16 protein-coding genes are annotated in these 18,510 nt (G+C 55.5%); 8 read left to right on the forward strand and 8 right to left on the reverse strand.

The annotated features are described in order from the left end of the window. Positions 1-54: 54 nt before the first annotated feature. The 4 genes from V3W27_RS10065 to gmd are packed head-to-tail and all read right to left on the reverse strand — an operon-like array spanning position 55 to position 4,240. Positions 55-1,170 carry a glycosyltransferase family 4 protein gene (locus V3W27_RS10065; protein ID WP_330206506.1) on the reverse strand — a complete coding sequence of 372 codons (1,116 nt, stop codon included), beginning with the start codon at positions 1,168-1,170 and terminating at the stop codon, positions 55-57. Continuing rightward, the gene (locus V3W27_RS10070; RefSeq protein ID WP_330206507.1) at positions 1,167-2,312 is read right to left on the reverse strand and encodes a glycosyltransferase family 4 protein; all 1,146 of its coding nucleotides are present in this window, start codon (positions 2,310-2,312) and stop codon (positions 1,167-1,169) included. The genes V3W27_RS10065 and V3W27_RS10070 overlap by 4 nt, the downstream gene beginning before the upstream one ends. Beyond that, positions 2,313-3,209: a GDP-mannose 4,6-dehydratase gene (locus tag V3W27_RS10075; protein WP_247268194.1), complete on the reverse strand. Its 897-nt coding sequence runs from the start codon at positions 3,207-3,209 to the stop codon at positions 2,313-2,315. After that, positions 3,209-4,240, reverse strand: coding sequence for a GDP-mannose 4,6-dehydratase (gene gmd, locus V3W27_RS10080; RefSeq protein WP_330206508.1), 1,032 nt, complete (start codon positions 4,238-4,240; stop codon positions 3,209-3,211). The genes V3W27_RS10075 and gmd overlap by 1 nt, the downstream gene beginning before the upstream one ends. Positions 4,241-4,604: 364 nt before the next feature. On the opposite strand from gmd, the gene V3W27_RS10085 reads away from it, so the two are divergent. From V3W27_RS10085 to V3W27_RS10120, 8 genes are read left to right on the forward strand one after another with little or no spacing between them, the layout of a single operon-like run. Further along, positions 4,605-5,429 (forward strand): ABC transporter permease, encoded by an 825-nt coding sequence (locus V3W27_RS10085; RefSeq protein WP_330206509.1) that lies wholly within the window; start codon positions 4,605-4,607, stop codon positions 5,427-5,429. A gap of 12 nt (positions 5,430-5,441) precedes the next feature. Continuing rightward, positions 5,442-6,185, forward strand: coding sequence for an ABC transporter ATP-binding protein (locus V3W27_RS10090; RefSeq protein WP_330206510.1), 744 nt, complete (start codon positions 5,442-5,444; stop codon positions 6,183-6,185). A 5-nt stretch (positions 6,186-6,190) separates the two neighbouring features. Next, positions 6,191-7,567: an FkbM family methyltransferase gene (locus V3W27_RS10095; protein ID WP_330206511.1), complete on the forward strand. Its 1,377-nt coding sequence runs from the start codon at positions 6,191-6,193 to the stop codon at positions 7,565-7,567. Further along, entirely contained in the window at positions 7,564-8,193 is a 630-nt protein-coding gene (locus V3W27_RS10100; protein WP_330206512.1) for an acetyltransferase, read from the forward strand. The genes V3W27_RS10095 and V3W27_RS10100 overlap by 4 nt, the downstream gene beginning before the upstream one ends. Before the next feature lie 10 nt (positions 8,194-8,203). After that, entirely contained in the window at positions 8,204-9,307 is a 1,104-nt protein-coding gene (locus V3W27_RS10105; RefSeq protein ID WP_330206513.1) for a DegT/DnrJ/EryC1/StrS family aminotransferase, read from the forward strand. Then, positions 9,307-10,341: a glycosyltransferase family 4 protein gene (locus tag V3W27_RS10110; protein WP_330206514.1), complete on the forward strand. Its 1,035-nt coding sequence runs from the start codon at positions 9,307-9,309 to the stop codon at positions 10,339-10,341. Before V3W27_RS10105 ends, V3W27_RS10110 begins: the two co-directional genes overlap by 1 nt. Further along, the gene (locus V3W27_RS10115; protein WP_330206515.1) at positions 10,338-11,375 is read left to right on the forward strand and encodes a glycosyltransferase family 4 protein; all 1,038 of its coding nucleotides are present in this window, start codon (positions 10,338-10,340) and stop codon (positions 11,373-11,375) included. Before V3W27_RS10110 ends, V3W27_RS10115 begins: the two co-directional genes overlap by 4 nt. Next, the gene (locus tag V3W27_RS10120) at positions 11,372-12,673 is read left to right on the forward strand and encodes a glycosyltransferase (protein WP_330206516.1); all 1,302 of its coding nucleotides are present in this window, start codon (positions 11,372-11,374) and stop codon (positions 12,671-12,673) included. The genes V3W27_RS10115 and V3W27_RS10120 overlap by 4 nt, the downstream gene beginning before the upstream one ends. Before the next feature lie 56 nt (positions 12,674-12,729). On the opposite strand, the gene V3W27_RS10125 is transcribed toward V3W27_RS10120, so the two are convergent. The 4 genes from V3W27_RS10125 to V3W27_RS10140 form a co-directional block, all read right to left on the reverse strand. Then, on the reverse strand, positions 12,730-14,121 hold the full coding sequence (locus V3W27_RS10125; protein ID WP_330206517.1) for a glycosyltransferase family 4 protein: 1,392 nt from the start codon (positions 14,119-14,121) through the stop codon (positions 12,730-12,732). Then, positions 14,118-15,341, reverse strand: a complete 1,224-nt coding sequence (locus V3W27_RS10130) for a hypothetical protein (RefSeq protein WP_247268184.1) — start codon at positions 15,339-15,341, stop codon at positions 14,118-14,120. Before V3W27_RS10130 ends, V3W27_RS10125 begins: the two co-directional genes overlap by 4 nt. A 102-nt stretch (positions 15,342-15,443) precedes the next feature. Beyond that, positions 15,444-16,808 carry a phosphomannomutase gene (locus tag V3W27_RS10135; protein WP_330206518.1) on the reverse strand — a complete coding sequence of 455 codons (1,365 nt, stop codon included), beginning with the start codon at positions 16,806-16,808 and terminating at the stop codon, positions 15,444-15,446. A gap of 145 nt (positions 16,809-16,953) precedes the next feature. Beyond that, positions 16,954-18,396: a mannose-1-phosphate guanylyltransferase/mannose-6-phosphate isomerase gene (locus V3W27_RS10140; protein ID WP_247268182.1), complete on the reverse strand. Its 1,443-nt coding sequence runs from the start codon at positions 18,394-18,396 to the stop codon at positions 16,954-16,956. Positions 18,397-18,510 lie beyond the last annotated feature (114 nt).

Here is an 18,510-nt window from a genome sequence, read left to right on the forward strand (position 1 = left end):
AGACTATAACGAAATAGTCGTAGCGCAAAAACTGCAGATCCGGATTGGCACTGATTATTTATTGCAAAGTTTTCTATACAGAGCAGCATAGGCCTTGACCATCTGGTCGGCCGAAAATACTTCCAAATAGCGCTGCCTGGCCTTCTTTCCCATCTCGCCAGCCTTCTCACCGTTATGCCAAAGGTTGCTCATCCCTTCGGCCAGCGCAACGGAGTCACGGGGAGGCACCACCAACCCGGTCTCATTAGCGATATTGATATAGGTCGTCCCCGAGCCGATCTCACAAGAAATCAGCGGCTTGCCATACATGGCAGCCTCCAGCAACGAGATGCCAAACGATTCCGAACGTAGATGGGAGGGAAACACAAAGGCGTGGCACAGCGTCAACAGTGCAGCCTTATCATCGTCTCCCAAACCACCCAGAAAATGCACATTACCCAACCCAAGCCGTCCAGCCTGCTCTTTGAGCTCAGCCTCCTGATGCCCCCCCCCGAGGATCACCACCGGCAAACCTGTGATACTGGCCGCCTCAAGCAAATAATCCAGTCCTTTGTAGTAACGCAGAGCGCCTACAAACAGGAAGAATTTAGTACCTACCCTGCCACGCCAGTAGTCCAGTCGCTCTTCGGAGACCTCGGGGTAGGTCTCACGGTCCAGGCCATAGGGGATAATCTCGACTTTGTCGCAAAAGCGGGTCAACACCGGGCTGCTCTGCGCGTAGTTCGGTGACGATGCGACAATACAATCCACGCCGGACAAAAAACGGTTCATCAAGGGTTGGTACAGTTTGAGAAGAGTCTTTTGTTTGACGATGTCGGAGTGATAACTGACTACCGACGGCTTGCCATGACGGGTAGCGAAATGCACCAGGTCCATATAAGGCCATGGGAAGTGGTAGTGAACAACGTCAGCCTCTTGCGCCAGTTGCGCAAAATCCTTGATCGCCGACAAGGAGAAGCCTGTCGAAGCCACGTGCAGATCAAGCTTTGAACGGTGGGTTAAATGATTACCAACCATTTCATTTCGGGCTGCTCCCCTTTCGCTCAGATACAGGACCTGTGATGAGAATCCGTGTTCAATACCTCCCTGAGCGATCTGAAAAATGACTTGCTCGATACCCCCCATGGTTTCCGGGTAGTAGGTTTTGAAGAAGTGCAGAACCTTGATCATTTTCCGTCGATTACCCTTTGATAGACCTGCAAGGTTTCCTGCGCGCAACGCTCCCAGGAAAAACCTTGTGCATGCTGCATTCCATTGACGATAGCGCTCTTGCGCCATACGTCATCGGTCAGTCCACGTTCAATCAGGCGGGCCAGTTCGTCGACATCCATCGGTTCGCACATCAGCGCAGCGTCTCCGGCGACCTCCGGCAGCGACGAGCTATTGGAACAAACCACCGGAATGCCGGAACTCATGGCCTCAAGAACCGGCAAACCGAAACCTTCGTAAAGCGATGGGAAAGCGAACAACCTCGCCCCAGCAAACAGCAGCGGCAAGTCTTCACTCGGAACAAATCCAAGGTAATGAGCCCACCCCTCGCGCCTGGCACTTTCCAGCTTTTGATGAATCACGTCGTTACGCCAGCCTTGGTAACCCGTGAGGATCAGAGGCCAACGCTTTCGCACTGTGACAGGCAACCGACTATAGGCCGCGAGAAGCGTCTCGATATTCTTGCGCGGCTCAATGGTTCCGACAAACAGCGTATAGCCATCAGGCTCGAGACCATGCCGGGCCAAGGCGATCCTCAGCTCTTCGGATGATCTTGGGTAAAATTCAGGGGAGCTCGCCAGCGGCACGGTATGTATCCGCTCAATTGGCCATGAAAAATAGCTGGCCAGCTCCTGGCGGGTAAACTCTGAATCGGTGATCAGCGCATCGGCTCTTACCAGTGTGGTCTTGAGCTCTTTCTGCAGGTAGCGGACCAGTTGTGGCGCATGACAGTGGGCCCAGGTAAAGGGCGAAAGGTCATGAAACGTGGCGACACTGCGCCCGGCAAAGGGAGGGAGATAATAATTGGGACTGTGATACAGAAAGTCGCTGTGCCCCTTGAGCGCAGCCTTTCGCAGCATCGGCATCAACAATCGATAGGCTTCTACAGCCAGAAAATTCTTCTGTACAGCTCGCTTCAAACCATAGCCACTACCGGATTCGTTCGCAGCAGTGGGCAATTCGGGCAAGAAACGTCGACCGGCAAAAAACTGCAGATCTGTAATTTCGGGACTTTGCTGAAGCCTCAGCGCAAGTTCGTAGGTATAGCGACCAATACCGGTCAGCGGAAAGCGGATCGGCTCAACAGAGAGAACTAGCTTCATTTATTCCGCCGAAAGCATCCAACTCAGAGTCTTATCCAATCCCGGGGTATCCCAGCCTGCCACCAACTGGCAGAGACGAGTGTTATCACCACAGAGGATTTTTACTTCATTGGCTCGGACAAATGCCGGATTCACCTCGACCTCCAACTGGTGGCCGGTATATGCAGAACACATGTCGATCACTTCACGAAGGGTATGACTCTTTCCGGAACTGACGTTTACTGTTTGCCCCAATGGTCTGGCCTCGATCAAGCCACGATACGCCTTGACCACTGCCCGCACATCACTGAAATCCCGGGAAACATCCAGATTGCCCAGTTCGATCTTGTCGGCACGCCGACGAAAGTGCGTAACGATCTTGGGCAACAGGAAACTGTCGGCCTGGCCCACGCCGGTATAGTTGAACGGACGCGTAATCACGATCGGTAACCGGTTGAACCAAAGACTGGCCATGTACTCCATGGCGAGCTTGCTGACCGCATAATCGTTGGCAGGCGCTGGTGAAGTGGTTTCACTCAACAATCCCGCCGACGCATTGCCATAGACATTGGCGCTGCTCGCGAGCAGTACGCAATCCGGCACCTTGCCGCAGGCTTCAACAGCCTCCAGCAAATGGCGGGTACCGATGAGATTGACGCGGTAGAACGCATCTGCGGCACCGTGCCCGACAAAGGCCAGCGCCGCAAGATGCACTACTACATCAGGTTGAATAGTTGCCAGCAACTTGCGCAGAGCAGGACCATCGGCCAGATCCACCTGAAAATAGCCAGGCTCGTCCGAGGGTTGCGTTCCCATCCCTATCACTTCATAGCCACCAGCCTTAAGCTCGGCAGCCATGTATCGACCAGTGAAACCTTGAACCCCCGTAATCAGCGCGCGTTTACCGGCAATACTCATCAGAACGAAAACCCTTTTTCATTTCGGCGCAGGTCAGCTTCGACCATCATGCGGCACAGCTCTTCCAGCGTGGTTTTCGGTTCCCAACCCAATGCCGCCTTGGCCTTGGCCGGGTTACCAATCAACAGTTCAACTTCCGTAGGGCGGTAGAACTTCGGATTGATGGTGACCAGCACTTTGCCGGTTGCCTTGTCGGTACCCTGCTCGTCTTCCGCAGCGCCGCTCCAGGAAAGGTCGATCCCGGCAGCCTTGAACGCCATGGTGACGAAATCACGCACGGTTTCAGTGCGGTTGGTCGCCAGTACGAAAGTGTCCGGCTCATCGGCCTGCAGCATGCGCCACATGCCCTCGACGTATTCCTTGGCGAAACCCCAGTCGCGCTTGGCGTCCAGGTTGCCGAGTTCCATCTTGTCGAGCAGGCCCAGCTTGATCTTGGCCACGGAGTCGGTGATCTTGCGGGTCACGAATTCACGGCCGCGCAATGGCGATTCGTGGTTGAACAGGATACCGCTGGTGGCGAAGATGCCGTAGGACTCGCGGTAGTTGATGGTCATCCAGTGCGCATACAGCTTGGCAACACCATAAGGACTGCGTGGGTAGAACGGCGTGCTCTCAATCTGAGGAATCGCCTGGACCTTGCCGAACATCTCGGAGGTCGAAGCCTGGTAGAAACGTACCTTCGGATTGACGATACGGATTGCTTCCAGAAGATTCACACAACCCATGCCGGTGATGTCGCCGGTCGTCAGAGGCTGATCGAAAGATACGCCTACGAAGCTCTGGGCCGCGAGGTTGTAGACCTCGGTGGCTTCGGTGGTCTGGAGCAGACGAATGCTGGCCGACAGGTCGGTCAGGTCATACTCGACCAGGTGCAGATTGGGATTATTTTGGATCCCGAGTTCTTCGATACGCCAGAAATTGACAGAACTGGTCCGACGGTAGGTGCCATAAACCGTATAACCCTTTTCCAGCAGCAGTTCCGCCAGGTAGGCGCCGTCTTGCCCAGTAATGCCAGTAACGATAGCTTTCATGCGAATCCTCTAAACTCCATTTGAGCGCCTTTAGCAGGCTCTGTTGTGTCAAACGCGCCATTGGGCTCCACTGGAGAGCCGCAAATTCTTGCAGATCATACAGAATGCAGCCCCGAACGACGATACCCAACCTGCTTTCAACACGTAACCGTATACATTCCGGAAGCATTGGCTGGCTGCAATTCCTGCTCGTTGCAGTTCAAACGGAGCAGCTGCAACGCAGTGATCCTTGAAACGTCTCCCTTCTGAAATTCAAGGCTTGAAGCCCCCACAACACTTCCGGCCCCAATGCTTCAGGAACCATAAAGAAATAATGTAGAAAGAGTGACACTCCTCCGCCCCCGGCCTAAAATGGCGTGTTTTTTTGATCACTAATCTGGTGCTATTAATGCGCAATGGTTCTGTAAGTATCGCGCTGTCGGATATCGTCGCCGCGACAAAACGATACGCTCTGGTAGGGATGCTAGGCTGGCAAGACGTCCGGCAGCGCTATAGAAGGTCGGCATTGGGTCCATTCTGGCTGACGATCAGCATGGGCGTGATGATCGGAACCATCGGGATAGTGTTCGGCCAGATCTTCAACTCTCCCATGCACGAGTTCCTTCCGTTTCTCGCCATTGGCATGATTTTCTGGAGCTTCATGTCCTCGGTCATCACCGAAGGTTGTACCGGCTTCATCGCCGCCGAAGGCATCATCAAGCAATTGCCGATCCCTTTGTTCGCCCACATTCTTCGCATGATCTGGCGCAATATCCTGATCCTGGGCCACAACATCGTGATCTTCCCGTTGGTACTGCTTGCCGTCAGCAAGCCTCTGACCTGGCTAGCGTTCATCAGCATTCCCGGCCTGTTGCTGGCACTACTGAACCTGACGTGGATCGCCTTGCTGCTGGGCATCCTGTGCGCACGCTATCGTGATCTGCCTCAGATTGTCGGAAGTTTGTTGCAAGTAGTGTTCTACCTCACACCGATCATGTGGATGCCGAGCTTGCTGCCTCAAAGGGCCGGGCTTTACCTGCTTGACCTGAATCCGGTCTACCACATCATATCGATCGTCCGCTCGCCACTGATCGGTCAGTTGCCAACTGCCACCAACTGGTGGGTTTCCCTGGGCATGGCCGCTGTCGGCTGGGTCGTTGCGCTCGTGGTCTACGGCCGTTACAAGCGCCGCATCGCTTACTGGCTCTAAGAAGAACTCCTAATGTCGCTGATCGAATTCAAAAATGTTTGTGTGGATTTTCCGATCTACAACGCTAACGGCCGTTCCCTGAAGAAACGCCTGATTCAGGTTGCCACCGGTGGACAATTGGGCGCGGACCAACAGGGTCGCGTCATCGTCAGAGCACTCGAAGACCTGACTTTCACCTTGCGTGACGGTGACCGGGTCGGGCTCCTTGGCCATAACGGCGCTGGCAAGAGTACGCTGCTGCGCCTGCTCAGCAGTGTCTATGAGCCATCGTCGGGCACCGCTCGAATCAATGGAGAGATCGGCTCCCTGATCGACATTTCCCTGGGAACGGATCCCGAAGCCACCGGACGGGAGAACATCTACCTGCGCGGCGGCATTCTGGGCATGACCAAGGCACAGATCACCGAAAAGCTCGACGAGATCATTGAGTTTTCCGAACTGGGTGACTTTGTCGACATGCCGATCCGCACCTATTCCTCGGGCATGCACCTGCGCCTGGCCTTCGCCGTTTCGACCACGATCAAACCGGAAATCCTGTTGATGGACGAATGGCTATCGGTGGGTGACGAAGGCTTCAAGCACAAAGCCGAGATCCGCATGAACGAGTTGGTGAAGTCGACCAACATTCTGGTGATTGCCAGCCACTCCCGCGAACTGGTCATGCACACCTGTAATCGGGTGCTGTGGCTGGAGCACGGCAAGATCAAAATGGATGGAGACCCGACAACGGTCACCACAGCCTACTTTGGAGCTTGAAGCTAATGAACAGCATTAAGCGCAATGGCGTGGATATCGAAATGGCCTTCAGGCAGGCGTCCAGACGCCCGCATGCCATTTCAATTGTCGAGCCCGTCGCGAGCGCTGACAACAGCCATGATGCACCGCTCCCCACGCCTGCAGCACCCAAGCCACCTACAGATGCCAGATTGATCCTGCGACATCAGATCAAACAGGCATTTCGCCGGATGGCCAGAGGGGCCTTCCGCCTGGCCAGACCAATTGCACGCCCGATGCTGTTTCGCCTGCGCAGCTATTTTGTATCCTCCATCCGACAGGAAATACTGGATGAGTTCAGCAAACTGCAAATCCAGCAGTTACAGCAGTTACAGCAGATACAGCAGCTACAGCAGATACAGCATCAAGAGCACATCCTGCATGAGCTCCAGCGCCTCACGCACTCGGCAAAGGTACAAGCTTCACTGGTGCAAAGACTTTTTTCCAAGCAGCTGGAACAGGAAAACCTCAACAAGCCACAACTGGATCGAATCGAGCAATACTCGCTACTTAAGCCACAACTGGATCGAATCGAGCAATACTCGCTACTTGATGCCAATCGCATAGCCATCAATTCAGGCCCTGATGAAACACTGGTCAAAACAGCCGTCGGCTATGTCGTTTGTGCATCCAATGACCACGCCCTGCTGATCTGCCTGCTAGAGGCGGGCGAACTGGAGCCAGGCACCCGCCGCCTGATCGAACGCCTCGTCAAGCCTGGTGACGTCTATGTAGATGTCGGTGCCAATATCGGCCTCCACTCTATTGCAGCCGCTCGAGCCATGTCCGGCCAAGGCAAGATCATTGCATTCGAGCCATTTGAACCGACCCGCAAGCTGCTCGAAAGAAACCTTTGGCTCAACGGTTTCTCGGACATGTGCGAAGTTTCGCATTTTGCCCTTTCGAATAAAGCGGGAAGCCACAAGCTGCATCTGGGTGCCACCAGCGGTCATCATTCGCTCTATGAACTGGACGACGCGCCATCCTTTGCCCCGATGACATCGGTGGAAATCAGCACTTCCACTCTGGACGATTTCCTGCCAACAAACCAGCCAGTCAAACTGCTGAAGATTGATGCCGAAGGCGCAGAGATCGACATCATAAAAGGCGCACAGAAGCTGCTCGCGGCCAATCCGCAAATGCTCATGATCGTCGAACTCGGCCTTTCTCACCTGAGGAGGAACTCGCTTCGTCTCGAGGACTGGCTGGGGCACTTCACGGATCTGGGGCTTGTCTACAGCGTCATCAATGAGCAGACCGGCGAGCTTGAAACGTGGTCGCTGGAACAGCTGGCCAGCACAGATTCGATCAACCTGTTGTTTTCATCGCCGGAATCGCTGGACGCAGGAGGCTTGGATAAATGAAAAGCGAAGTCATCGTTGTAGGTGCGGGCGGACATGCAAAAGTTTGCATCGAGCTACTTCAGGCACAGGGCGATACTGTCGCTTATTGCGTCGGCAATACGGACAGTCCAGACACCTGTCTGGGTATTGCGGTATTGAAAAGCGATGATCATCTTTTGGCTTTGAGAAAGGAGGGGTACCAACGGGTTTTCATCGCCATCGGATCAAACCCGGTGCGTAACAAGCTCGCGAAAAAGGTTATCGAAGCTGGTTTTCAGTTGGTGAATGCGATCAGTCCTGCGGCTGTTGTTTCACCCTCGGCCTCTCTTGGCAGGGGAATCGCAATCATGGCGGGCGCGGTGATCAACGCAGAGGCGAGTATTGCCGATCTCTGCATCATCAACACTGGCGCCACCGTCGACCATGACTGCGTGATCGGACAGGCGGTACACATTGCTCCGCAGTGCGCATTGGCGGGTAACGTGCGCGTGGGCAATCTCAGTTTTATCGGCGTGGGCAGCAAGATCACTCCCGAGATTCACATTGGTGAATCAGTCATGGTGGGTGCTGGCAGCGTCGTCATCTCGAATATCGGGCCAGCAATCACCGTTGTCGGTGTGCCAGCCAAAGTTTTGAACAAATTTTGAAGGAAGAGACATGAAACGTATTTCCGTTGCACAACCAAAACTCGCTGGAAACGAACGCAATTACGTGCTCGATTGCCTGGATACAAACTGGATCTCCTCTAACGGCAAGTACATCACCGCCTTCGAAGAAAGCTTTGCCGCGTTCTGTGGCGTCAAGCATGCGATCGCCACCAACAACGGCACCACCGCTCTGCACCTGGCCCTGGTCGTACTTGATCTGCAACCCGGCGACGAAGTCATCATCCCCACCGTAACCTATATCGCAACGGCCAACGCCGTACGCTATTGCGGCGCGACTCCAGTACTGGTGGATGTATGCGCCGATACCATGAACATCGACCCGCAAACGATCGAAAGCAAGATCACCGCCAAGACCAAAGGCATCATCCCGGTGCACCTCTATGGTCATCCGGCACAGATGGACGTCGTCAACGAAATCGCCCGCAGGCACAACCTGTGGGTCGTCGAGGACGCCGCCGAGGCACACGGCGCCGAAGTCAAGGGCAGCAAGGTGGGCAGCCTGGGCACTTGTGCGACCTTCAGCTTCTTCGGCAACAAGATCATCACCACCGGTGAAGGTGGCATGATCACCACCGATGACGACGAACTCGCCGCCAAACTGCGCCTGTTCCGTGGTCAGGGCATGGATCCGAATCGTCGCTACTGGTTCCCGGTAGTCGGTTACAACTATCGTATGACCAACATCCAGGCGGCCATTGGCCTGGCCCAGATGGAGAACATCGATACTGCACTTGCCGATCGCGAACGCCTGGCCGGCTGGTACAACGAAGCGCTGGCAGACCTCAAGGGCAAGATCATCCTGCCGACCGAGGCATCGTGGGCCAAGCAGGTCTTCTGGATGTACAACATCTTCCTGGCGGACGGTGATGAGCACAAACGTGACGCCGTCATGCAGAAACTGGATGCAATGGGCATCGAAACCCGTCCGGTTTTCTACCCGATGCACGTCCTGCCGCCTTACAAGGAAGACAACACCTACCCGGTAGCAGACCTGTGGTCCGGCCGCGGCATCAACCTGCCGACGCATCAGGATCTGACCCGGGAAGACATCATCAGAATTGCGGCGAGCCTGCATGAGGTCTTGACGGCCTGATGAAAATTGCACTTTGCTCCACCTTTGTGCCGTTTATCAGGGGCGGCGGAAGAAACATCGTCGACTGGCTGGCCTCGACCCTGACCGAAGCCGGTCATCAGGTCGAAGTCGTGTACCTGCCCGAACTCGATGCACCGGACCTGCTGTTTCAGCAGATGATGGCCTTGCGCTGGGTGGATCTGCAGGCGGCCGACCGGGTCATCTGCTTCCGTCCCCAAGCGCATTTGATTCCGCATCCGCACAAGATTCTGTGGTTCATCCATCACATTCGTGCGTTCTACGACCTGTGGGAGAGCCCTTATCGTGATTTTGCGGATGACACCAAGCACCGCGCAATCCGCGAAGCTCTCTTCGATGCGGATACCCGGGCACTGGGTGAAGCAAAGACGATTTTCACAAACTCGAAAGTCGTGTCAAAAAGACTCAAGACCTACAACGATGTCGACAGCGAAGTGCTCTACCCTCCCGTATTCGAGTCTGAACGCTTCCACTGTGCCGGATACAACGACGAGATCGCGTATATCTGTCGCCTCGAGCACCATAAGCGTCAGCACTTGCTGATCGAAGCGTTAAGCTATACGACGACTCCGGTTCGCCTGCGCCTGCTGGGTACAGGTGCAGGCCCCGACTATGCCAATGCCCTTCGTCAAAAAATCGATGAATACAACGTGGCAGAACGCGTGATCCTCGACGACCGCTGGATCACCGAGGAAGAAAAAGTCGAACACCTGTCCGTCTGCCTTGCGGCCGCCTATTTGCCGCTGGACGAAGACTCATACGGCTACCCGAGCTTGGAAGCCAGTCACGCCGAGAAGCCGATTCTCACTACCACTGACTCTGGTGGCGTTCTTGAACTGGTTGAAGATGGCTATAACGGTTACATCGCCGAGCCAACTCCAGAGTCTCTGGCAAAAGCGATGGACAAACTTTTCAGGGAAAGAAACGTGACCCAAGCCATGGGTAAAAACGCCAAGCAGCGATTGGTTGACTTGAAAATTTCCTGGTCGCATGTGGTGGAGCGCCTGTTGGCATGAAAGTCTTGATCGTTAACAACATGGCCCCTTTCATATGGGGTGGTGCAGAAGAACTCGCCGTCAATCTGCAAAAGAATCTGAACGTCGCCGGACACGATGCCGAAATCATGCGAATCCCGTTTCAATGGGAGCCTGCATCGCGCATACCGTCTCAGATGCTGATGGCGCGCACACTCGAACTGTTCAACACTGATCACGTCATTGCTCTGAAGTTTCCGGCCTACCTGATCCGTCATCACCGAAAGTCGTTGTGGCTGCTTCATCAATACCGTCAAGCCTACGATCTGTTCGATGTCGGCCAGACCAATCTGCCTGCGGATGAAAGCGGCGCAGACATTCGCAAGGCCATCATCAACGCCGATAACGAAAGTTTTGCCGAAAGCCGACACATCTTCACCAACTCGGAAATCACGCGGCAGCGATTGCTCAAATACAACGGCTTTGACTCCCAAGTACTGCTGCCACCGGTCAACGACCCGGAAGCCTTCACGGGTGGAAAGTTCGACGACTACATATTTGCAGGTGGTCGGGTAAACGGCATGAAACGCCAGTTCCTTCTTCTGCAAGCACTGTCCAAAGCCGACAAACGAGTCAAATTGATCATTGCCGGTCCACCGGAATCCGAATCCGACGCACAACAACTGCGCGCAATCGTCGAAGAGTTCGGCTTGCAGGATCGGGTGAAGCTCGACCTGCGCTTCTTGCCGCGAGCCACTTACGTGGATTACGTAAACCGCGCACTTGCCGTGGCCTATATCCCGTTCGACGAAGACTCATTGGGCTACGTCGCTATGGAGGCAGCTACCGCCCGCAAGGCCTTGATCACTACCACAGACAGCGGTGGCATCCTTGGACTGGTCAATCCCGGATCGACCGGCTGGAGAGCCGAACCAACCGTAGAAGGCCTCGCAGAAGCAATGAGCGCGGCATTCGATAACAAAAAACGCACCAAACAGTACGGAGAAGGCGCACAGGCATTGTGGAACAACCTGGGCATTAATTGGCCTGAAACCGTCGAGGCGCTGCTCAAATGAAACTTGTCATATTTACACCGGGCGTCCAATCCTCGGCCATTGGCCGGATGACCCGACTTGTGGTTCGAGCCCTGCTGGCCCAGAAGCACCATATCGTAGTGGTGCGAACCGAGAGTCCGCATGCTCTGGCCAGGGAAGCTCACGATTTCGGCTGCACGCTACTGACTTGGATGGATGAAGCGCAGGTCTACGAGGCAATCGCAGGTGCTGACTGCCTTGTCTATCAGATCGGTGACAACTACGAGTTTCATGAAGGTGGCGTTGCATGGCTTCAGAAGGCTCCCGGCATCGTTTGCCTGCATGACTTCTTCGTGGGCCATTTATTCTGGGGCTGGGCCCAACAACGACGCGAAGAAGCCAATCACATTCTGACCCAGTGGTACGGGTCGAAGGTTGCCACTGACTACTTCAACGTCAGTGACAGTGCGACCTTTATCAACAGCACACGGGAAACTGCACCACTGACCGAGTGGATTAGTTCGATGGCCACCGGCGTCATTACCCACAGTAATTGGGGTTGCAGCCGTGTCATGGCCGCTTGCGCAGGTCCGGTATTCGTGACTCCACTGGCTTACGATGCACCCGGCGCGCTCAACTCACAAAGCGAATGCAACAGTGACAACAAGCTGAAAGTGTTGACCATTGGCCACGTCAACCCGAACAAACGGGTTGAGAGTTGCATCCAGGCAATCGCAAGCGATCCGTTACTGTGCAAAAACATCAGCTATCGACTAGTCGGTGCCATCCTTCCCGAAGTTGAGAAAAGGCTCGCCGAGCTCGCAACCAACAGCGGCGTCGAACTGATTATTTCAAACGAGGTCGATGACGCGACATTGTCCCAGGCCATCATAGAAGCCGATGTCATCAGTTGCCTGCGCTGGCCAAGCCTGGAAGCCGCCTCAGCTTCAGCGATTGAAGCGATGCTCTACGCAAAAGCCACGATCGTCACAGATACCGGCTTTTACAAGGAGTTACCTGATCAATATGTGCTCAAGGTCTCGGCCGACAATGAGATCGAAGACTTGAGGAAGGTGTTCCTCGCGCTGCAAGGCAATCGGTCCCTGTCCGCGGACATCGGAAGCGAGGCTCAAGTGTGGGCAAAAGAAACATTTACAGCTGAAAACTACGCCAAGAGGCTGGAACAGGCCATTCCCGTTGTTCTTCGGGCTAAAGTCATCACTTCAGCAGCCAATCACTTTGGAAGCATTATCGAAAGATGGTCAGCCAACCCTGAGTTGCTCGGCACTCCCGACATACTCGAACCACTGAACATCTTCAACACAAACACTATCGTATGAACCCTGTTACACGGTGGATCACCTGCTGATCCACCGTAAAACAAGATTTGCCTTCGTTATTGCTGCTTCACGCTATCAAACACATATCGCGCCGTGTCCTTCCAAGCCACCGGCTTGTAGTCACGTTTGATCGCCTCTTCCCTTGCAGCCAGCGCTGCCGGATCGAACGCATACTTCTGCAGCTCCGCCACCCATGCCGAGACATCCCACGGCTCCAGATAATCCAGCAGCTCACCACCCACTTCCGGTATCGACGCGGCACTGGAAGCGAGGCAGTACTTGCCGGCAGCCAGACTCTCTGCAACCGGTAATCCCCAACCTTCATACAGCGACGGAAATGCCGTCATCATGCAATGACGATAGAGGTGCATGAGGTCCGAATCGGAGACATTGTTCAGGATGCGAATGTAGTCCCTGGTTCTCGGATCAAGCTGGATATCCGCCAGCAAGTCACCAACACCCCAGCCCGACATTCCAACAAACACCAGTTTCGGCAGATCCTGAACGCCACTATCAATCAGACGTGTATAGGCGCGGTAAAGAACCTCGTGATTCTTGCGGCGCTCGATCGTTGAAACGAACAGTACAAAACGCTCATTCAACAACGCTTTCACATCAGCACTGATGTCATCGCTCAGTTCATGCGAGAGCTGGCATCCCAGCTTGACCACCGCCGTTTGCGGGACCGGTGCACCCAACTCTTCGAGCAGTGCGATCAGGTCCTTGCGCGTGCATTCCGAGATACAAAGGATCTTGTCCGCACACCAGGCGACGTCCGTGAAATAGTTGGCGAACCTGGCCGCCACATCACCCACGCACAAATGGGGAAGCCTTACCGGGATCACGTCGTAGCAGAAGAGAATGACGCGCAGACCGACCTTCTTCTTGAGCTCATAAAGATGCGGAAGATCCTTGTTGTCCCAGTCCAGACCCACGGAAATGTAGCTATCACCCTTCGAGAACGGATGACCGGCCGTCGCTGCCTTGACGGACGACGGCGTAAAGACATGAGTCCGGTTGGCTGGCTTCAGGAACCCCTTGATAGCCGACCGCATGTGCCGAAGAGCAATCACGGCCTCGACCATTGACACACGGCGCAACTGGAAGAACTGATAAATGCGCCCACTGACTTTTGGCGGCAAGCGGTTGAGCACCTTTATCGCTTTCTCTTTCAGTCGGGCCTCGATCGAACTCTTGTTCGCGCTACTCGCAGCAACCTTGCCCGGCCCAGCAGCGTGCGCACCGGAGATTCGCTTGAGCGTCGCGGCCACCTCAGCGGTGTCGACGGCGCTGTAGCCCGTGGCACGGTTGTAGAAGCAAAACTTCACGCTCTCACCGGCAGCAATCAACTCAAGCGCATGAGCGGCCGCTTCCGCCTCGGTACGAATAATGCCTACCGCCGGCCGCCGCCAGCCAAGGATGGTCGTTACGTCAAACCAGGTAGTCATGCTTGCGCCTTCTTTTCAATGACTTGTATTGCTGCATGCGGAATCGATTCCAGGCTCCGGGCCCAGGTCAATGATTCCCGGGACTCTCTATCCGGACCGTTGCCATCGATCGTTGCCGGCCCGGTCAGGCGCTTGCGGATCGCCGCGTGAAACTCGTTCGGCGTACGGGCAACACTGATTTCCGGCAGATCCAGATGCTGTTCGAAGCCGCGAAACGCAGACTCCGTTCCGACCACGTATTTGCCCGAATAAATGGCTTCCGCCGTCTTGATGTTCGAGCCGCCGCCATGGGGAATCGGTAACAGAAACGCATGAGCGAGGGTTTTCACCGCATCCAGGTCATCGTCAGGCAGCATGTACAAAAGTTTCAGGCGCGACAGGTTCAATTGCCCCCAGCGACTGTCCCGAAGCGTCGACTCCAGGTGCTCGCAAACACTGCCGACCACCACCAGCTTGCTGTCAGGCGGAATGCACGCCAGAGAACTCCCCAGACACTCATTGAAGCCCTTGAAATTAGGTGGATGAGCACTGGCGACATAGAGAATCCACGGTGATGCTGGCAGGCGCGCCTTCCAGCTCTCGAGCACTTCGATCTTGGCCGTCCAGGGCGCAATGCCGTTAGGAGCCAACAGCGGCATTTTCGCCCCCCAAGCCTTGAGGATGTCGTAATCCGCTTGCGTTACCGCTACGGCAATATCAGCCTCCAGCGCAGCCTTGCGCTCAAGGGCTTCAATATCGGCAATGACCGGCTCGGCACCCTTGATCCCGTAACTGTCGAGAATTTCCAGCTTCAGCGGGGCCTCGATGTTCTGGGACCCGTAAATCAGGCAAGCATTACTGTATTGCGGCAGCTGTTTGATCTTCAGGACCAGCGGCCATAGCCATGGCTGCTCGACATGAATGACGTCAATCACTGCAGGCAGCTTTTTGAGGATTTCGGCAAACCCGCCCTGCTCCGAGGCGGCGAACTCCCCCGACAGCAAATCGTTGATCAACGGCACATAGGTGCCCTTGTATTTGCGAAAGCTGCTGCCAGCGGGAAAGCTGACATCATTGGAACCCAATGTCGACGGCGGGTAACCCTCAGGCTCATAAACGGCCAGATGAGTAACGCTCCAGCCATTTTCCTCGAAGGTTTTCGCGATGTTGGCAACCCGGACCTGGCCGCCGTGGCGGGGGCTGATGATCGGATAGGTGCTTAGCAATAAAACCGTTTTCAAAATATGAACCTATAAAATTGATATTTCACAACCCGCGACCGCACCGCGATGTTTCGCTCACCGAAGCACGGGCGCTGTTGAATACCAAAGAGACCAAAGGTCTCATGCACCCTTGATCAGCGTTTCAAGCTCTTTCAGTCGAGCCCACATCAACGCTTGATCGCCCCTGGACTCGACGTTCAGCCGCAACAGTGGCTCTGTGTTGGAACCACGCAGGTTAAAACGCCAGTTGTCAAAGGAAACGCTGATGCCATCCGTTCTGTCGAGGACCGGACTCTGGGGCAAATAGTGCTCAAGAACCTTCTGCAACATCGCCGGCACATCGTCGACCCGATAGTTGATTTCGCCGGTGCACGGATATGCCGCAATACGCTCGTCAACCAGTTGCGCAAGGGTCTTTCCGGTGGTGGACATCAGCGCTGTCACCAACAACCACGGAATCATCCCGCTGTCGCAGTAGGCGAAGTCGCGGAAATAGTGGTGGGCGCTCATTTCGCCGCCGTAGATCGCATCCTCAAGGCGCATGCGCTCCTTGATGAAGGCATGCCCGGTTTTGCACAGGACCGGTACGCCGCCTGCCTGCTCAACCTGATCGATGGTGTTCCAGGTCAGGCGCGGGTCGTGAATGATCTTGCTGCCCGGGTGCTGTTTGAGCAGCATTTCCGCCAGCAGGCCAACCAGATAGTAGCCCTCGATGAAGCGACCGGTTTCGTCGAAAAAGAAGCAGCGGTCAAAGTCGCCGTCCCAGGCCAGTCCCACGTCACAGCCCTTGTCCAACAGCGCCTGGCGCGTCAGTTCGCGATTTTCCGGCAGCAGTGGATTGGGCACGCCATTGGGAAAGTTACCGTCCGGTTCGGCATTGATCAGCACCCACTCGAAGGGCAGCTTGTCGATCAGTTCCTGCAGTACCGGACCGGCGGCGCCGTTGCCTGGGTCGGCGAGTACCTTCAGCGGTTTCAGATCCGCAACGTCGATATACGTCAACAGATGGGCGATGTAGCGCCCCTTGTCCAGCTCGTGACGAACACCACCAGGCTCGTCTGCCAGGGGACCGAGATCGCCACTTTCCACGCGGTCTCGAATCGCATTGAGCCCTGTATCGCCACTGATCGGTCGCGACTGCGACTTGACCAGCTTCATGCCGTTGTACCCTTTGGGGTTGTGACTTGCAGTGATCATCACACCGCCATCGGCACCGAATGCGCTGGTGGCGAAGTAGACTTCTTCGGTGCCACACAAGCCGATATCAATGACCTGCGCCCCGGCCTCGCGCAGACCGCGGGTCATTGCTTCGGCCAGCATCGGGCTTTCCAGCCGCATATCCCGCCCCAGCACGATGCTCTTGCCTTGCAGCTCGGTGACCATGGCGCGGCCAATCCGATAAGCCACATCTTCGTTGAGGTCGGAGGGCACCTGGCCACGGATGTCATAAGCCTTGAAGCAGCGGGTTTTGATAGGGGTATGCATTCTGGTCTCTTGCCGGGAAACGGGGACGACACATTTCGAACGGGTCGTGCGTCATCGATAGGAATTAAAGTCGAGGGTGGACACATGCAAATAAGCCTGACCGGTTGAACAATCACCCGTCAGGCTTATGACTGCCAGCACGCTGTTACTTGTCAACGCGGCCGTAGATGTCTTCAAAACGAACGATATCGTCCTCACCCAGATACTCGCCGCTCTGCACTTCGATGAGCACCAAGTCGATCATGCCCGGGTTCTCCAGGCGGTGCCGGTGACCCGCACGGATGAACGTCGACTCGTTGGTGTCGAGCATCAACTCCTGCTGATCATTGACCACCTTTGCCATGCCGCTGACGACAATCCAGTGTTCGCTGCGATGGTGATGCATCTGCAGGGACAGAGAGGCTTTCGGCTTGACGACAATGCGTTTGATCTTGAAGCGCTCGCCGTTTTCCAGGGTAGTGTACGTGCCCCATGGACGATGCACCGTGCGATGCAGCAAATGCACGGTATGGCTGCAGGCCTTGAGCTGGTTGACGATATGCTTGACGTCTTGAGCATGATCCTTGTGGGCGATCATCACCGCGTCGGGCGTATCGATGACCAGCAGATCTTCCACACCGACCAGGGCTGTCAGGCGCCCTTCACTGTTCACATAGTTGTTGCGTGAGCCATGGGACAGAACCTCACCTTCGAAACGGTTGCCGTTTTCGTCAGCCGGGGTCAGCTCGCTCACGGCATTCCAGGAACCGATGTCGCTCCAGCCAATATCGCAAGGAATGGTAGCGACTTTCGTCGAGCGCTCCATCAGGGCGTAGTCGATGGAGATATCCGGAACCTCGGCAAAACGCTCAGCATCCAGCGCCAGGCAGCGATATTTGCTCGAAGAAGTCAGGCGCGAGGCTTCGATTGTTTTAGCAACGGCATCGACGACATCAGGCGCGTGCTGGCGAAGTTCTTCCAGTACCGTGCCCACCCGGAAGCAGAACATGCCGGAATTCCAGAAATAATTGCCGGCACTCACGTACCCCTGGGCTGTCTCCAGGTTGGGCTTCTCGACAAAACGCGCGACCTTCAAGCCGCCCTCGAGTGGAGCATCCTTCTGCGCCTCGATGTAGCCAAATCCGGTTTCCGGATAGGTCGGCTGGATACCGAACGTGACCAGCCAGCCCGTGCTGGCCAGCGCAACGGCCTTGCCGACCGCCGCCGCAAAAGCTTTTTCGTCCTTGATCAGGTGATCGGCTGCCAGTACCAGCATGTGCGCGTCAGGACCATGGGTCGCCTCAAGTTGCAGCGCCGCCGCAGCTACGGCCGCTGCAGTATTGCGCCCGAAGGGCTCGAGGATGAAACCCTGAGCGTGCTTGGCCGTATTGACTACACCGTACTCGTCTTCAGTCTTGAACAGCAGTTCACGATTGGTGACCGTGAGGACCTCAACGACACCTTCAAGGCGCGAAGCACGCAAGAACGTCTTCTGGATCAGATTCTGACCATCCGGCAGATCCATGAAAGGTTTGGGATGAGCCTCGCGAGAAACAGGCCACAGGCGGCTGCCAACTCCACCAGACAAAATTACGGGAATCAGTTCCATGCTCTAAATCCTTAATCCCCCTTCCTGCCGATTGTTATCAGGAAAGCGGGCTCAGTTATGTTACTAGTCGTTCCTGCACTGAGATCAGCGCAAATTTTTACCCCTGCCGTTCGC

It is taken from the genome of Pseudomonas sp. AM14(2022) (genome assembly GCF_036346455.1).
Lineage (GTDB): Bacteria > Pseudomonadota > Gammaproteobacteria > Pseudomonadales > Pseudomonadaceae > Aquipseudomonas > Aquipseudomonas putida_A.

Excerpts from the sequence above, each read along its gene's own strand:
- V3W27_RS10140 (WP_247268182.1), bottom strand. The coding sequence starts at position 18,396 with ATGGAACTGATTCCCGTAATTTTGTCTGGTGGAGTTGGCAGCCGCCTG.
- V3W27_RS10070 (WP_330206507.1), bottom strand. The coding sequence starts at position 2,312 with ATGAAGCTAGTTCTCTCTGTTGAGCCGATCCGCTTTCCGCTGACCGGT.
- V3W27_RS10100 (WP_330206512.1), top strand. The coding sequence starts at position 7,564 with ATGAAAAGCGAAGTCATCGTTGTAGGTGCGGGCGGACATGCAAAAGTT.
- V3W27_RS10065 (WP_330206506.1), bottom strand. The coding sequence starts at position 1,170 with ATGATCAAGGTTCTGCACTTCTTCAAAACCTACTACCCGGAAACCATG.
- V3W27_RS10120 (WP_330206516.1), top strand. The coding sequence starts at position 11,372 with ATGAAACTTGTCATATTTACACCGGGCGTCCAATCCTCGGCCATTGGC.
- V3W27_RS10110 (WP_330206514.1), top strand. The coding sequence starts at position 9,307 with ATGAAAATTGCACTTTGCTCCACCTTTGTGCCGTTTATCAGGGGCGGC.
- V3W27_RS10095 (WP_330206511.1), top strand. The coding sequence starts at position 6,191 with ATGAACAGCATTAAGCGCAATGGCGTGGATATCGAAATGGCCTTCAGG.
- V3W27_RS10090 (WP_330206510.1), top strand. The coding sequence starts at position 5,442 with ATGTCGCTGATCGAATTCAAAAATGTTTGTGTGGATTTTCCGATCTAC.
- V3W27_RS10075 (WP_247268194.1), bottom strand. The coding sequence starts at position 3,209 with ATGAGTATTGCCGGTAAACGCGCGCTGATTACGGGGGTTCAAGGTTTC.
- V3W27_RS10135 (WP_330206518.1), bottom strand. The coding sequence starts at position 16,808 with ATGCATACCCCTATCAAAACCCGCTGCTTCAAGGCTTATGACATCCGT.
- gmd (WP_330206508.1), bottom strand. The coding sequence starts at position 4,240 with ATGAAAGCTATCGTTACTGGCATTACTGGGCAAGACGGCGCCTACCTG.
- V3W27_RS10125 (WP_330206517.1), bottom strand. The coding sequence starts at position 14,121 with ATGACTACCTGGTTTGACGTAACGACCATCCTTGGCTGGCGGCGGCCG.
- V3W27_RS10115 (WP_330206515.1), top strand. The coding sequence starts at position 10,338 with ATGAAAGTCTTGATCGTTAACAACATGGCCCCTTTCATATGGGGTGGT.
- V3W27_RS10105 (WP_330206513.1), top strand. The coding sequence starts at position 8,204 with ATGAAACGTATTTCCGTTGCACAACCAAAACTCGCTGGAAACGAACGC.